The 12,676-nt window shown below is 72.0% G+C and carries 11 protein-coding genes; 4 read left to right on the top strand and 7 right to left on the bottom strand.

Annotation, left to right across the window (positions count from 1 at the left end; genetic code table 11):
• The first annotated feature begins 44 nt into the window (after window positions 1-44).
• Window positions 45-539 (top strand): GtrA family protein, encoded by a 495-nt coding sequence (locus HEK131_RS03410; protein WP_217461977.1) that lies wholly within the window; start codon window positions 45-47, stop codon window positions 537-539.
• Here the strand turns inward: HEK131_RS03410 and HEK131_RS03405 are convergent.
• Window positions 536-1,801 (bottom strand): ATP-binding protein, encoded by a 1,266-nt coding sequence (locus HEK131_RS03405; protein WP_217461978.1) that lies wholly within the window; start codon window positions 1,799-1,801, stop codon window positions 536-538. The two genes, HEK131_RS03410 and HEK131_RS03405, sit on opposite strands and share 4 nt — an antisense overlap.
• Window positions 1,802-1,941: 140 nt before the next feature.
• On the bottom strand, window positions 1,942-2,619 hold the full coding sequence (locus tag HEK131_RS03400) for a response regulator transcription factor (protein WP_030814361.1): 678 nt from the start codon (window positions 2,617-2,619) through the stop codon (window positions 1,942-1,944).
• Window positions 2,620-3,108: 489 nt separating this feature from the next.
• On the opposite strand from HEK131_RS03400, the gene HEK131_RS03395 reads away from it, so the two are divergent.
• Entirely contained in the window at window positions 3,109-4,647 is a 1,539-nt protein-coding gene (locus HEK131_RS03395; protein ID WP_217461979.1) for a peptide MFS transporter, read from the top strand.
• A gap of 119 nt (window positions 4,648-4,766) precedes the next feature.
• Here HEK131_RS03395 and HEK131_RS03390 read toward each other — a convergent pair whose 3' ends face one another.
• Both HEK131_RS03390 and HEK131_RS03385 read right to left on the bottom strand, forming a co-directional pair.
• A complete protein-coding gene (locus tag HEK131_RS03390; RefSeq protein WP_217461980.1) occupies window positions 4,767-5,330 on the bottom strand; it encodes an ATP-binding protein in 564 nt (187 codons plus the stop codon).
• A gap of 295 nt (window positions 5,331-5,625) precedes the next feature.
• Window positions 5,626-6,003: an STAS domain-containing protein gene (locus tag HEK131_RS03385; protein WP_161147969.1), complete on the bottom strand. Its 378-nt coding sequence runs from the start codon at window positions 6,001-6,003 to the stop codon at window positions 5,626-5,628.
• 246 nt (window positions 6,004-6,249) lie between these two features.
• Between HEK131_RS03385 and HEK131_RS03380 the strand changes: the two genes are divergently transcribed.
• Window positions 6,250-7,146, top strand: a complete 897-nt coding sequence (locus HEK131_RS03380; RefSeq protein ID WP_217461981.1) for an RNA polymerase sigma factor SigF — start codon at window positions 6,250-6,252, stop codon at window positions 7,144-7,146.
• A 219-nt stretch (window positions 7,147-7,365) separates the two neighbouring features.
• On the top strand, window positions 7,366-8,892 hold the full coding sequence (locus HEK131_RS03375; protein WP_244333611.1) for an RICIN domain-containing protein: 1,527 nt from the start codon (window positions 7,366-7,368) through the stop codon (window positions 8,890-8,892).
• 24 nt (window positions 8,893-8,916) lie between these two features.
• On the opposite strand, the gene hutI is transcribed toward HEK131_RS03375, so the two are convergent.
• The 3 genes from hutI to HEK131_RS03360 are packed head-to-tail and all read right to left on the bottom strand — an operon-like array spanning window position 8,917 to window position 12,664.
• The gene (gene hutI, locus HEK131_RS03370) at window positions 8,917-10,092 is read right to left on the bottom strand and encodes an imidazolonepropionase (RefSeq protein WP_244333610.1); all 1,176 of its coding nucleotides are present in this window, start codon (window positions 10,090-10,092) and stop codon (window positions 8,917-8,919) included.
• A 35-nt stretch (window positions 10,093-10,127) separates the two neighbouring features.
• On the bottom strand, window positions 10,128-11,465 hold the full coding sequence (locus HEK131_RS03365) for a formimidoylglutamate deiminase (protein ID WP_244333609.1): 1,338 nt from the start codon (window positions 11,463-11,465) through the stop codon (window positions 10,128-10,130).
• Window positions 11,462-12,664 (bottom strand): allantoate amidohydrolase, encoded by a 1,203-nt coding sequence (locus HEK131_RS03360; protein ID WP_244451930.1) that lies wholly within the window; start codon window positions 12,662-12,664, stop codon window positions 11,462-11,464. Before HEK131_RS03360 ends, HEK131_RS03365 begins: the two co-directional genes overlap by 4 nt.
• Window positions 12,665-12,676: the final 12 nt, after the last annotated feature.

Raw genomic sequence — 12,676 nt, 5'->3', positions numbered from 1 at the left:
CATGGCCGGGCCGAGAAGAACCTATGGACGGGAGCTGCACAGCCATGGAACGTCGTTCCTCGGGGCTGCAACGGCTCGCCCGTGAGGTGGCCAAGTTCGGCGCGGTCGGAGGAGCCGGGGTCCTGGTCAACCTCGGTGTGTTCAACCTGGTCCGGCACACGTCCCACCTGCCCGTGGTGCGGGCCAGCATCATCGCCACGATCGTGGCCATCGTCTTCAACTACCTGGGCTTCCGCTACTGGACGTACCGGGACCGCGACAAGGGCGGGCGCCCGCGCGAGCTGATGCTGTTCCTGGTGTTCAGCGCGATCGGCCTGGTGATCGAGAACGGGGTGCTGTACCTCGCCACCTACGGGTTCGGCTGGGACACCCCGCTGCAGAGCAACGTCTTCAAGTTCGTCGGCATCGGCGTCGCGACGCTGTTCCGCTTCTGGTCGTACCGGACCTGGGTGTTCCGTGCGCTGCCCGGTGAAGCGGGCAAGGAGCCGGTGGCCCGGCACCAGCCGGAGAACCCGGAGAACTCCGAGCGGGTCCGCTAGCGGACCGTTGACTGCGCGCCCTTGTGGGCGGGGGCCGTACGGGAGAGGAACAGCCCGAACACCGGCGGGTGGGTCTGAAGCAGCTCCAGCCGTCCGCCGTCGGCCTCGGCGAGGTCGCGGGCGACGGCGAGGCCGATGCCGGTGGAGTTGCGGCCGCTGATGGTCCGCTCGAAGATCCGTGCGCCGAGATCGGCCGGGACTCCGGGGCCCTCGTCGGTGACCTCGATCACGGCCTGGTTGCCGGTGACCCGGGTGCGCAGGGCCACGGTGCCGCCGCCGTGCATCAGCGAGTTCTCGATCAGCGCCGCCAGCACCTGCGCGACGGCGCCGGGCGTGCCGACCGCCGTGAGGTGCCGCTTGCCGGAGCTGACGATGGCCCGGCCCGCGCTGCGGTAGGCGGGGCGCCACTCGGCGAGCTGCTGCTGGATGACCTCGTCGAGGTCGAAGGTGACGGCGGAGCCGGTACGGGGGTCGCGCGAGTTGGTCAGCAGCCGCTCGACCACGTCGGTGAGCCGCTCCACCTGCGCCAGCGCGATGGTGGCCTCCTCCTTCACCGTCTCCGGGTCGTCGGTGAGCGTGATCTCCTCCAGGCGCATCGACAGCGCGGTCAGCGGCGTCCGGAGCTGGTGCGAGGCGTCGGCGGCCAGGCGCCGTTCGGCGGTCAGCATCCGGCCGATGCGCTCGGCGGAGGAGTCCAGCACGTCGGCGACGCGGTCCAGCTCGGGGACGGAGTACCGCTTGTGGCGGGGGCGGGGGTCGCCCGAGCCGAGGCGTTCGGCGGTCTCGGCGAGGTCGGTGAGCGGGGAGGCGAGCCGGTTGGCCTGGCGTACGGCGAGCAGGACGGCGGCGATCACGGCGAGCAGGGCGACCAGGCCGATGATCAGCAGCGTGCGGCCGACCTCACGGGTCACGGCGGAGCGGGGCTCCTGCACGGTGACCGTCTCGCCCTCCTCGCCGTGCTGCGTGGAGTGGATGACGTCGCCCTCGGGCTTGCTGCCGATCTCGATCGGCGTCCGGCCGGGCATCCGGATCACCGCGTACTGGTCCTTGCTGACCGGATTGCGCAGCACGTCGGCGTTCACGTTCTCGGCGGCGAGGATGCGGCTGTCCACGATGCTGGCCAGCCGGACCGCCTCGGACTCGACCCGCTCCTGGGCGCTGTTGCTGATCGTCCGCGTCTCCACGATCACCAGCGAGACCCCGAACACGGCGATTACCACCAGCACGACGGCGAGCGTGGACTGAATAAGACGACGACGCACGGGGTCCCTCCGGGAAGACTGAGAGCCCTAGTGTCCCCCGGCCCGGGGCAGCGCCCCGAAGGGGCGCGGGGAACTGCGCGAAAGGCCGCGCCGCGGGGTCAGCCGCCGACGCACCTGCGGCCCTCCCCGGTGGGCGAAGCTCAGCTCTTCTCGAACCTGAAGCCCACGCCGCGCACCGTGGCGATGTACCGAGGGTTCGCCGCGTCGTCCCCGAGCTTCTTGCGGAGCCACGAGATGTGCATGTCCAGCGTCTTGGTGGAGGACCACCACGTCGTGTCCCAGACCTCCCGCATGAGCTGGTCACGCGTGACGACCCGCCCCGCGTCCCGCACCAGCACCCGCAGCAGGTCGAACTCCTTGGCCGTGAGCTGGAGCTCCTCCTCGCCCATCCAGGCGCGGTGCGACTCGACGTCGATCCGCACACCGTGCGTGGCCGGCGGCTGCTGGGGCTCGGCCGAGCCGCGCCGCAGCAGGGCCCGGACGCGGGCCAGCAGCTCGGCGAGGCGGAAGGGCTTGGTGACGTAGTCGTCGGCGCCCGCGTCGAGCCCGACGACGGTGTCCACCTCGTCGGCCCGCGCGGTCAGGATCAGGATCGGCACGGTGTGGCCGTCGGCACGCAGTCGGCGGGCGACCTCCAGGCCGTCCATGCCGGGCAGGCCCAGGTCCAGCACGACGAGGTCGACGCCGCCCTGCAGTCCGGCGTCGAGCGCGCTGGGGCCGTCCTCGCGCACCTCGACCTCGTAACCTTCCCGGCGCAGAGCGCGGGCCAGCGGCTCCGAGATGGACGCGTCGTCCTCGGCGAGCAGTACACGGGTCATGAGCTGATGGTAGACCGCCCGCGCGTGGGACCGGGGTGTGGTCGGCAGCAGTGCTCTTACCTTTGTACCCTGCTGGTACAAACCATTGCCGGTGGGATGCGATCGTGGAAGAGACCTTGGAATCAGGTCGCGCGGTTCCCCTGGACCTTGTGATCCGTGTCTCAAGTCCTTCCATATCCGGCAGTGCCCTGCCGTATGGTGACCTGAACGCCTGTAGCACATCGGGGACCTTTTGGCGGGCACATGACGCCGAGGGTCTCCCTTTATGTGCGGGCTGACGAAGATCAGCCTCGAAAGGAATGACCTCTGGCCGGGCTCCGCACGCATTGACGCGTCCGGGGCGTGGATCCCGGTGGTCGCCGTCCACCGCTCCACCAGGATGCGGGACCCCCCGGGCGTGGGGGTGGATGTCCGACCCTGCCGGTGCCGGCCGCACCCCCACCGGGCGCGCAGCGCTCCATCGCGCGTCCCGACCAGCAAGGAACGACCATGGCGTCCAGCCTGACGAAGGACTCGGTCCGCCCGGAGTCTCCGGGTTCCGGGAAGACCTTCTTCGGCCACCCCCGCGGCTTGGCCACTCTCTTCATGACCGAGATGTGGGAGCGGTTCTCCTACTACGGCATGAAGGCCCTGCTCACCGTGTACCTGCTCTCCGGCGGCCCCGGTGCGGGCAAGGGCAGCATGGGCGGCGGCCTGGCGATGGACGTGGCCACCACCACGGTGATCGTCTCCGTCTACTCGGCGATGGTGTACCTGCTCGCCATGCCCGGCGGCTGGCTCGGCGACCGGGTCTGGGGTCCGCGCAAGACGGTGGCCATCGCGGCCGTGACCATCATGTGCGGCCACCTCGTGCTGGCGCTGCCGGGCGGTCAGGCCCCGTTCTTCGCCGGTCTCGCGCTCGTCGCCGCCGGTTCGGGTCTGCTCAAGGCCAACATCTCCACGATGGTCGGCCACCTGTACGACGGCCCGGACGACCCGCGCCGTGACGGTGGCTTCACGATCTTCTACATGGGCATCAACATGGGTGCCTTCTTCGCTCCGCTGGTGATCGGCACGGTCGGCCAGGAGGTCAACTGGCACCTCGGCTTCGGCCTGGCCGCGGTCGGCATGGCCATCGGCCTCGCGTCGTTCATGCTCGGCACCCGGAACCTGAACCCGGTCAGCAGCGTCGTCCCGAAGCCGCTCAGCACCGAGGAGCGGACCACCTGGCTGCGCAAGGGTCTGGCCTGGCTGCTGGGCGCGGTCGTCTTCTACGCCATCGTCGGTGGCACCGGCCACTTCACGATGAACTGGGCGATGATCCCGCTGACGATCATCGGTCTGGTCATCCCCGCGGGCGTGCTGCTGCGCATCAAGCGCGACAAGGAACTCTCGCCCGTCGAGCAGTCCAAGATGACCGGCTACATCTGGTTCTTCGTCGCGGCCGCCGTCTTCTGGATGATCTACGACCAGGGCGCCTCCACGGTCCAGGCCTTCGGTGAGGGCAAGGCGTCGAACATGATGTTCGGCTTCGACTTCCCCTCGTCCTGGTACCAGTCGGTGAACGCGCTGTTCATCATGGCGCTGGCCCCGGTGTTCGCCTTCGTGTGGGTGTGGCTGAACCGCAAGGGCAAGGAGCCCAGCACCATCGTGAAGTTCTCGATGGGTCTGGTCCTGATCGGTGTCTCGTTCTTCTTCTTCCTGGTCCCGCTCGGCATGGCGGCGAACGGCACCGCCGTGAGCCCGATGTGGCTGGTCGGCATCTACTTCATCCAGACCGTCGGCGAGCTGTGCCTGTCGCCGGTGGGTCTGTCGGTGACGACGAAGATGGCCCCGGCCAAGTACGCCAGCCAGATGATGGGCGTGTGGTTCCTCGCGGTCACGGCCGGCGACTCCATCACCAGCCTGCTCTCCAACCCGGCCATCGCCGGTGTGGACCTCGGCGGCACGGGTGCCGTCCTCGGCGAGGCCATCCTCGCGGCCCTCGCCGGATTCGCGGTGTGGATGTACCGCCGGAAGGTCAAGTCGCTGATGGGCGACGTCACCTGAGTCAGGCAGTACACGACGGCGAAGGCCGCCGCACCCTCGGGGTGCGGCGGCCTTCGCCGTATATGGCTTCTCGTGGTCCCGGCGGACGGGCCGCCGCGAGCCGCGCGCCGGCCCGTGCCTCAGGCCGGGGCGCCCAGCTCCGCCCAGACCGTCTTGCCCGTCTGGTCGGGGGTGCGTACGACACCCCAGTCCAGGCTGAGGCGCTGGACGATGAACATGCCGTGGCCGCCGGGGCGGCCCGCCTGGTGCGGGGTACGGGGCGCGGGCTGGCCGGTGCCGCGGTCGGTGACCTCGAGCCGGATCACCTTCCGGTCGCAGGACAGGAACAGCTCGTCCGGTCCTCCGGCGTGCAGGCAGGCGTTGGTGACCAGCTCCGAGACGACGAGGAGCACGTCCTCGGCGGCGGCCCGCTGCTCGGCGCCGGAGGCGGGCAGCCACCCCCACGCGTACAGCGCCTGGCGGGTGAAGTCACGGGCCATCGGGACCACCCCGCTCTCGCCGTCCAGGCTCAGCCTGCGGACCTGCCGTCCCCACGCCTCCGGCGCGCCGTCGGAGGGCACGGCGGGGGCGGCGGCGCTCATGGCCGCCGCGCCGTCCGCCGGCGCTTCTCCTTCGGGCATGCCGGAAGCGCCGCTCGGCTCCGGGCCACCGTCGCCCGGCGAGTAGGGCCGGGTGGTGCTCATCAGCGCTTCACCTCACCGATCCACCAGTACACGATTCCAAAAGTCCGACTCCGTTTCGGTCCCGGACGGCCGGTTCACCGTCCGTCCGGTGTCCGCGTGCTGCTCCGTCACCCTCCAGCGGTCCGCCCCTCGCCTCTTACGTCGCGCCGGGCCCCTTCTCCGGTTCCCGGATCGGGTTCGGCGGCGGGGCTGCCGAAAGGTTTCAGAGTGTCTCCTGCCCGACTGATCCCCCGGAACACCCCCGCGTTCGTACGGCGCTCGGGAGCACCGGACGAGAGGGGGCGCACAGGCTCGATCAGCCGGTCTCGCCCGAGAGGGCCGCTTCCACGGAGTCGTGGACGGTGAAGACCGCCTCGGCTCCCGTGATCTCGAACACGCGCGCGACTACGGGCAGCATGCCCGCGAGGTGCACTCCGCCGCCGGCGGCGTCCGCCTTCAGGCGGGCCCCCAGCAGGACGTTCAGTCCCGTGGAGTCGCAGAACTCCAGCCGCGAGCAGTCCACGACGAGTCGTGAGAAGCCCTTCTCAAGGAGGTCGTCGAGCGGCTCGCGCAGTAGATCGGCGGTGTGGTGATCGAGTTCACCGGCCGGCGTCACTACGGCGCTGGAACCCTCTTCCCGCACCTCCACCAGAAGCCGGCCCGACTGTGCGCTGCCGACCGTCCCGTGGTCCATGCCGTCTCTCTCCCGAGGTCTTGGCTGCTGATGCCCTCGAACATTACGCCTTCCAGCCACACTTCGACACCCGAACAACCCACCAAAATCGGGCATATCGCCACATACGACACTTGCGACCAGCTCACCGAAGCAGGTAGGGCTAGTACGACACACACCCCTACACGCCGGCTTTGGAGGCGCCGCACTCCGCAGTGCACGTAATTGGCTTCGGCAGCCATATGCCGAGAACGATGGAGGACACCCATGTCACCCCGGCTCGACGCATCGCCTACCCACAAAGCGACGTCGACACCCCCACCGGAAAAGCTGGACCACACCATCACCCCTCTCGACCCCCTGGCGGGGCTCCCCGAGATCCCGCCCTTCGACGAGGTCGGCCCGGTGGACGCGCGAGCGCTGTCCAAGACGCTCTTCGAGCGCCTGGAGTCGCTGGAGGAGGGCACGTACGAGTACTCGTACGTCCGTAACACCCTCGTCGAACTGAATCTGGCGCTCGTCAAGTTCGCCGCCTCGCGTTTCCGCTCCCGCAGCGAGCCGATGGAGGACATCGTCCAGGTCGGCACCGTCGGTCTGATCAAGGCGATCGACCGCTTCGAGATGTCGCGCGGCGTGGAGTTCCCCACCTTCGCCATGCCGACCATCATCGGCGAGATCAAGCGCTTCTTCCGTGACACCTCGTGGTCCGTGCGCGTCCCGCGCCGCCTGCAGGAGCTGCGGCTCGACCTGGCCAAGGCCGGGGACGAGCTGGCCCAGCGACTGGACCGCGCCCCCACCGTCGCGGAACTGGCCGAGCGGCTCGGGCTCTCCCACGAGGAGGTCGTCGAGGGCATGGCGGCCTCGAACGCCTACACCGCCTCCTCGCTGGACGCCCAGCCCGCCGAGGACGACACCGAGGGCGCCCTCGCGGACCGCATCGGCTACGAGGACCACGGGCTCGAAGGCATCGAGTACGTCGAGTCGTTGAAGCCGCTCATCGCCGAACTGGCGCCCCGCGACCGGAAGATCCTCTCCCTGCGCTTCGTGGCGGGCCTGACCCAGTCGGAGATCGGCGAGGAGCTCGGCATCTCCCAGATGCATGTCTCGCGGCTGCTGTCGCGCACGTTGACGCGGCTGCGCAAGGGACTGACGCTGGACGAGTGACGGTGGGCACCGCCGGAAGGCGGTTCTCTCCCGCACGCGTGAGGCGGCTCGGCAGACGGTGCCGGGCCGCCTCTTCCGTGCCGCCGATGCGCGAACCGATGCGCGGACCGATGCGGGTTACCTGAAGTAACCCCTTTCCCGGACCGCGCCCCTCCAGCACCATGGGCCACCCGACTGACTGGTATGTCAGAACCCCCAGTGGTGACGGAGGGCGCGCGCATGGCTCAGGGCGACCCGGCCGAGCCGGACGAGGATGTCCAGGAGGCGCCGGACACGCGGCTCACCGAGCTGCTGCGCACCCCGACCCCGACGGCGTACCCGGCGCTGCAGGAGTTGCGCCGCCGCCACCAGCCGGCGGTCCTCGCCTACGCCCGCCTGTGCACCACCGGCGAGTCCGCCGCCCGGCGGCTGGCCGCGGAGGCCCTCACCGTGGCCGTCCGCGACACGGCGCGCGGCATCGAGCCGAACGTGCCGCTGCGCCACCACCTGCTGCTCCTGGCGGGTCGCGCCGCGGCGTCCTGGGCCCGTGACGAGCGGGCGGCGGGCCTGGACCCCGGCCTGCTGCTGGTGCTCAACTCCGGCGGCCTGCCCGACGGTCCGACGCCGCCCCTGCTCCCGGCGTTCCAGTCGCTCGCCTCCCGCGACCAGGGCCTGCTCTGGTACGGCGTCCTGGAGGAGGAGGCCCAGGACCGGACCGCCGCCTACCTCGGCCTCGGTCCCGCGGATGTCGCCCACGGCACCCCGCGAGCCGTGACGGCGCTGGCCCAGGCGTGCCTGCGACACCGGCTGGCCGCGTCCGACGATCCGCGCTGCGCCGACTTCCGCCGGCTGATCGAGGAGGCGGTACGGCCAAAGGGGCCCCGCCGCAGCGTCGACCTGGACGCGCACAAGGCCCGGTGCACCTGCTGCACGGCCGCGTTCGAGGATCTGGGCGCGCTGCGGGACGCCCCGCGGCAGACCCTCGTGGAGGGGCTGCTCCCCTGGGGTGGCACGGCGTACGTCCACCGAGACGGTCCGGCCCCGGCGCCCGACGAGCCCGCACCGCGCCGGAACCGGCCGCCGCGGCGCCGCTATCTGCCGGCCTCGGTGGCCCTGGGGGTGGCGCTGGTCTCGCTCGTGGTGTTCCTGCTCGTACGTCCGGACGACTCCCCCGGCCTGCCGGTGGCGGCCCCCGCACCCCCGCGGGTGACGGTCACGGCGACGTCCTCCCCCTCGCCCGCGGTCTCCCCCACCCCCTCCCGCACGACCAAGTCCCCGGTTCCGGACAGGACTTCACACCGCCCGGCACCCTTACCGACCCGCCGCGAGCACAGCCCTTCCCCCACACCCACGCCCATACCTCCGGGTGCCGCCCACGCCCAGGTGGTGAACCTGGCCACCGGGGCGTGCCTGGACGTCCGCGACGGCGACTTCGACAAGGGAACCGACGTCATCACCGCTCCCTGCACCTCCTCCCCGACCCAACGCTGGAGCGTCGACAGCGGCTTGAAGGTCGTCCGCTCGGCAGCCGACTCCGACTTCTGCCTGGACAGCCGAGGCGAGGCCGACCGGGGCGTGGGCATCTGGCCGTGCGACTCGGTCCACGGCCGCAACGGGCAGAACCTCCGCTTCACGGTCGACCCCGACGGCACCGTCCGGCCGGAGATCGCCATCGAGACGGCCGTGGTACCCGACGGCGGTGGCGGGGTGGAGCTGCGGCCGCTGAACGGCGGCCGGGAGCAGCGGTGGCGGGCGGGGGCCCGCTGACGAGGAGGGGGCCGGCGGGCCGGGTCAGACCACCCGGACGCCGCGCCGCCACACCCCTTCGACCAGCGGGACGCCGGGCCGGTAGGCCAGGTGGACATGGCTCGGAGCGTCCAGCAGCACCAGGTCGGCCCGGCTGCCGGGCGCCAGCCGCCCCACGTCGGTGCGGCGCAGCGCGGCCGCCCCGCCCGCCGTGGCGGCCCACACGGCCTCGTCCGGGGTCATCCCCATGTCCCGCACCGCCAGCGCGATGCAGAACGGCACGGACGAGGTGTACGACGAGCCGGGGTTGCAGTCCGTGGACAGCGCCACCGTGGCCCCCGCGTCCAGCAGCCGGCGCGCGTCCGGCCACTCGGCGCGGGTGGAGAACTCGGCGCCGGGCAGCAGCGTGGCGACCGTGCCGCTGTTGGCCAGCGCGTCCACGTCGGCGTCCGTGAGGTGGGTGCAGTGGTCGGCGCTGGCCGCGTCCAGTTCCACGGCCAACTGGACGCCGGGGCCGTACGAGAGCTGGTTGGCGTGGACGCGGGGGTGCAGGCCCCTGGCGCGGCCGGCGGTGAGGATCGCGCGGGCCTGGTCGCCGTCGAAGGCGCCCTTCTCGCAGAACACGTCGATCCAACGGGCGTGCGGGGCGCAGGCGTCCAGCATCTCGCCGGTCACCAGGGCGACGTACGCGGCCGGGTCCCCGGCGAGTTCGGGGGCGACGATGTGCGCGCCGAGGTAGGTCACCTCGTCGGTGTGGGCGGCGGCGATGCGCAGGGCGCGGGACTCGTCCTCGACGGTGAGTCCGTAGCCGGACTTGGTCTCCATCATGGTGGTGCCCTGGCGCAGCGCCTCGGCCAGATGGCGCGCGAGGCCCGCCTCCAGCTCCGCGTCGGAGGCGGCGCGGGTGGCGGCGACCGTGGTGCGGATGCCGCCCGCGCTGTAGGCGCGGCCGGACATGCGGGCGTTGAACTCGGCCGTGCGGTCGCCCGCGAAGACCAGGTGCGAGTGGGAGTCCACGAAGCCCGGCATGACCGCTTTTCCACCGGCGTCGATGCGATTGTCGGTGGCGGGTGCTTTCCTTGACTCACCGGCCCACACGACGCGTTCGCCGTCGATGACCAGGGCCGCGTCCTGGATCAGCCCGAGAGGGGAAGCGTCACCGAGGGAGGGGTCGTTGGTGACCAGCGTGGCGATGTTGGTGATGACGGTGCTGCTGCTCATGGTGTTCTCGGTGTCCTCAGGGGTGCCGGTGGGGGTCAGTCGCGCAGGGCGCCGATCGCGTGGGCCAGGGCCGACGGCACGTCGGGCACGAGCGTGTGCGCCCCGTCCCGTACGACCTGGCGGCCGCCCACGACCGTGTGCCGGACGTCCGCCGCGCTCGCCGCGAATACCGCCGTCTCGGCGCCGAGCCGGGGCGGCGGCCCGGCCGTCCTGACCGAGTCCAGCGCGATGGTGGTGAGGTCGGCCAGGCGTCCGGGCTCGATGGCGCCCGCCTCCTGCCAGCCGAGCGCGGCGTGCCCGTCCTCGGTGGCGGCGCGCAGCAGCGCGGCGGCCGTCCAGTGCCCCCGTGTGCGGGTGCGCAGCCGCTCGTCCAGCTCCATCGCGCGCGCCTCTTCGAGCAGGTCGATGACGGCGTGGCTGTCGGAGCCGAGGGAGAGCGGGGAGCCCGCGCTCTGGAGGTTGACGGCGGGGCCGATGCCGTCGGCCAGGTCGCGTTCGGTGGTGGGGCACATGCAGGTGCCGGTGCCCGAGCCGCCGAGCAGGGCGATGTCCTCGCCGGTGAGGTGGGTGTTGTGCACCCCGGTGGTGCGCGGTCCGAGCACGCCGTGGTCGGCGAGCAGCCGGGCCGGGGTGACGCCGTGCGCGGCGAGGCAGGCGTCGTTCTCGGCGGTCTGCTCGGAGAGGTGGACGTGCAGCGGGGCCCGCCGCTCCTGGGCCCAGCCCGCGACGGTCGCCAACTGGGCGGCGGGGACGGCCCGTACGGAGTGGACGGCCGCGCCGATCCGCGCGTGGTCCTGTTCCTTGAGAACTGAACAGCGTTCGGCCCAGGCGTCCGCGGTGCCGTCGGAGAAGCGGAGCTGATGGGCGCTGGGAGGCTCCCCGAATCCGGCGGAGAGGTAGGCGGTGTCGAGGAGGGTGATGCGGATGCCGGCCTCGGCGGCGGCCGCGATCAGGGCCTCGCCCATGGCGTTGGGATCGGCGTAGCGGGTGCCGCCGGGGGCGTGGTGGAGGTAGTGGAACTCTCCTACGCAGGTGATCCCGGCGAGGGCCATCTCGGCGTACACCGCGCGGGCGAGGGCGTGGTAGGTCTCCGGGGTCAGCCGGTCGGCCACGGAGTACATGACCTCGCGCCAGGTCCAGAAGGTCCCGGAGCCGACCTGGACCGTGCCGCGCAGGGCCCGGTGGAAGGCATGGCTGTGGGCGTTGGCGAGGCCCGGCAGGGTGAGGCCGCGCAGGATCTCGGCGCCGGGCGGCGGGGCGGGGGTGCCGGTGCGGACGGCGGTGATGCGGCCGCCCGCGACCTCGACGAGCACGCCTGGCTCGACGTTCGCGCCGAGCCAGGCGTGTTCCAACCAGTAGGTTCCCTGGGTCACCTGCGGGTCAGTCCTTCCAGTACGTCGGCGAGGGCGCGCACCCCGGCCACGCAGTCGTCCTCGGTCGCGGACTCGGCCGGGGAGTGCGAGACACCGGTGGGGTTGCGCACGAACAGCATGGCGGTCGGCACGCTCCCCGACAGAATCCCGGCGTCGTGCCCGGCGCCGGTGCCCAGCACGGGCACCTTCAGTCCGGCGTCCCGGCCCAGGACGCGGCCCAGCTCGTCGCGCAGGGCGTGGTCGAACTCCACGACCGGGGTGAAGGACTCCCGGACCACGTCCAGGTCGATGCCGTGGGCGTCCGCGTACTCCCGGGCGGCACGCGTGATGCCGTCGAGAACCGTGTCCAGTGCCTCCTGGCCGGAGGCGCGGGAGTCCAGCCAGCCGCGCACCAGGGAGGGGATGGCGTTGACCCCGTTGGGTTCCACGGAGATCTTGCCGAAGGTGGCCACGGCACCGGCGAGTTCGGCCTCCCGGCGGGCGGCCAGCACGGTCTCGGCATACGCCGGCATCGGGTCACGCCGGTCCGCGAGCCGGGTGGTGCCCGCGTGGTTGGCCTCGCCGCGGAAGTCGAACCGCCAACGCCCGTGCGGCCAGATGGAGCTGGCGATGCCGACCTGGTCTCCGGAGAGGTCCAGCGCGCGGCCCTGCTCCACGTGCAGCTCCACGAAGGCGCCGATGCGGGAGAGGCGTCCGGGGTCGGCGCCGATGGCGTCGGGGTCGTACCCGGCGGCCTCCATCGCCTCGGGCAGGGTGATCCCGTCCCCGTCGGTGAGGAGGTGGGCCTGCTCCACGGTGAGCTGTCCGGCGGCGAGCCGGGAGCCGACGCAGGCGAGCCCGAAGCGGGCGCCCTCCTCGTCACCGAAGTTGACGATGCCGAGGGGGCGGCCGGACGGGACTCCCCTGAGCCGGAGTTCGTCCAGCGCGGCGAAGGCGGAGACGACCCCCAGGGGGCCGTCGAAGGCACCGCCGTCGGGCACGGAGTCGAGGTGCGACCCGGTGACGACGGCGTCCCCGTCGGCGGGGTCCCCGAGCCAGGCCCACTGGTTCCCGTTCCGGTCGACCTCGTAGACCAGTCCGCGGGCCTCGGCCTGCCCCCGGAACCAGTCCCGGCACTCGGCGTCGGCCCCGGTCCAGGCGTAGCGGCGGTAGCCGCCGGAGGCGGGGCTGCGCCCGACGGGCGACAGCTCGGCCCACATCTCCTGGAAGGA

It is taken from the genome of Streptomyces seoulensis (assembly GCF_022846655.1).
Taxonomy (GTDB): Bacteria; Actinomycetota; Actinomycetes; order Streptomycetales; family Streptomycetaceae; genus Streptomyces.
This window is presented reverse-complemented; position numbering and strand designations above follow the sequence as displayed.

Excerpts from the sequence above, each read along its gene's own strand:
- HEK131_RS03410 (WP_217461977.1), top strand. The coding sequence starts at position 45 with ATGGAACGTCGTTCCTCGGGGCTGCAACGGCTCGCCCGTGAGGTGGCC.
- HEK131_RS03400 (WP_030814361.1), bottom strand. The coding sequence starts at position 2,619 with ATGACCCGTGTACTGCTCGCCGAGGACGACGCGTCCATCTCGGAGCCG.
- HEK131_RS03395 (WP_217461979.1), top strand. The coding sequence starts at position 3,109 with ATGGCGTCCAGCCTGACGAAGGACTCGGTCCGCCCGGAGTCTCCGGGT.
- HEK131_RS03390 (WP_217461980.1), bottom strand. The coding sequence starts at position 5,330 with ATGAGCACCACCCGGCCCTACTCGCCGGGCGACGGTGGCCCGGAGCCG.
- HEK131_RS03385 (WP_161147969.1), bottom strand. The coding sequence starts at position 6,003 with ATGGACCACGGGACGGTCGGCAGCGCACAGTCGGGCCGGCTTCTGGTG.
- HEK131_RS03380 (WP_217461981.1), top strand. The coding sequence starts at position 6,250 with ATGTCACCCCGGCTCGACGCATCGCCTACCCACAAAGCGACGTCGACA.
- HEK131_RS03375 (WP_244333611.1), top strand. The coding sequence starts at position 7,366 with ATGGCTCAGGGCGACCCGGCCGAGCCGGACGAGGATGTCCAGGAGGCG.
- hutI (WP_244333610.1), bottom strand. The coding sequence starts at position 10,092 with ATGAGCAGCAGCACCGTCATCACCAACATCGCCACGCTGGTCACCAAC.
- HEK131_RS03360 (WP_244451930.1), bottom strand. The coding sequence starts at position 12,664 with ATGTGGGCCGAGCTGTCGCCCGTCGGGCGCAGCCCCGCCTCCGGCGGC.